The 1,103-nt window shown below is 59.0% G+C and carries 2 protein-coding genes; both read right to left on the bottom strand.

Going from position 1 to position 1,103, the window contains the following annotated elements:
• Positions 1-792: FAD binding domain-containing protein (locus tag ACXRVY_RS30895; protein ID WP_458239195.1), on the bottom strand; the 792-nt coding region annotated here is incomplete at its 3' end.
• 52 nt (positions 793-844) lie between these two features.
• Positions 845-1,103: oxidoreductase (locus tag ACXRVY_RS30890; protein WP_458239194.1), on the bottom strand; the 259-nt coding region annotated here is incomplete at its 5' end.

Here is a 1,103-nt window from a genome sequence, read left to right as displayed (position 1 = left end):
CTCCTGCTCCGCAGCCAAAGCCCCCGGTGGAATGGAACGGCTACGCCGCTGGCCGTCGCGATCAGTGAGTACGGCGTCCAGTTCCGGCCCTTGCGCGGCTTTCAAATACCATAGCCAGTTGAACCGGCGCTCGCCAGGATCTACGGAGCCGTTCAAGCCCGGCACCATGTACTCCAACATCAGCGATCCAGGGTCCTGTTGAAAAACAAAATCCTGGTAAAGCTGCGTCCTGGCGAAGTCTGGAAGTCGGTCTTCATCAACAAGCCCACGCCAAACCACGTAGCCCGAATAGCTATGTTGCGTCCCGGGCAACACCCTGCTTCGCACGAATGAACCCGCACCATCGGCCCCCACCAGCAGGTCTGCCTCGGCACAACTGCCGTCGGCAAAAAACGCGGTCACTCGGTGCTCATTCTGAGCCAGATCCACCAGTGTCTTGCCACGGTGATAATGCTCGACAGGAAATGCAGAAAATAACGAGCCATACAGTGTGTTCCAGGACGTCTGCGTTTGCGGCATCGGTTCTTTATGCACGACGGTACCGGCTCGATCCAGATACAGACGATCATGGGACCGGACACCTAGCGCACGGGTATGTTGGATGCCCGCATAGCGGAAATGCTGCAAGACATCCGCTTGCAGAACAATGCCACCGCCACGGCTATCCATTGCCGCGGGGGATCGCTCGAAAACATCGACCTGCCAGCCAATCGCGCGCAACGCCGTGGCGGCAAACAGTCCTCCCAGAGAACCACCAATGACCAGGGCCTTTGGAACATCCGGACTCTTCATTACCCTTCTCCTTGCAGAGTGGTGATTCCCATACCAACCGTTTTGAGCTGCGTTATGCCAGCGCCGGATAGTCGATGTACCCCTTGGCGTCGCCACCAAAAAAGCTGTTGCCGTCCGCCAGATTGAGCTCGGTACGCCCGCGCAGGCGAGCCGGCAAGTCGGGGTTGGCAATGAACGGCCGACCGAAAGCGATGAGGTCGGCACGCCCCTGCGCGATGGCCAGTTCAGCGGTTTCTCCGTTGTAACCACCCGCCAGCATCAGAACGCCGTGGAAGTCAGTACGCAGCTGTTTGATGATGGCGTCCCAGCGC

This window comes from Pseudomonas sp. P5_A2_2, from assembly GCF_054177685.1.
The sequence above is the reverse complement of the archived record's forward strand: the minus strand, read 5'-3'. Positions and strand labels throughout refer to the sequence as shown.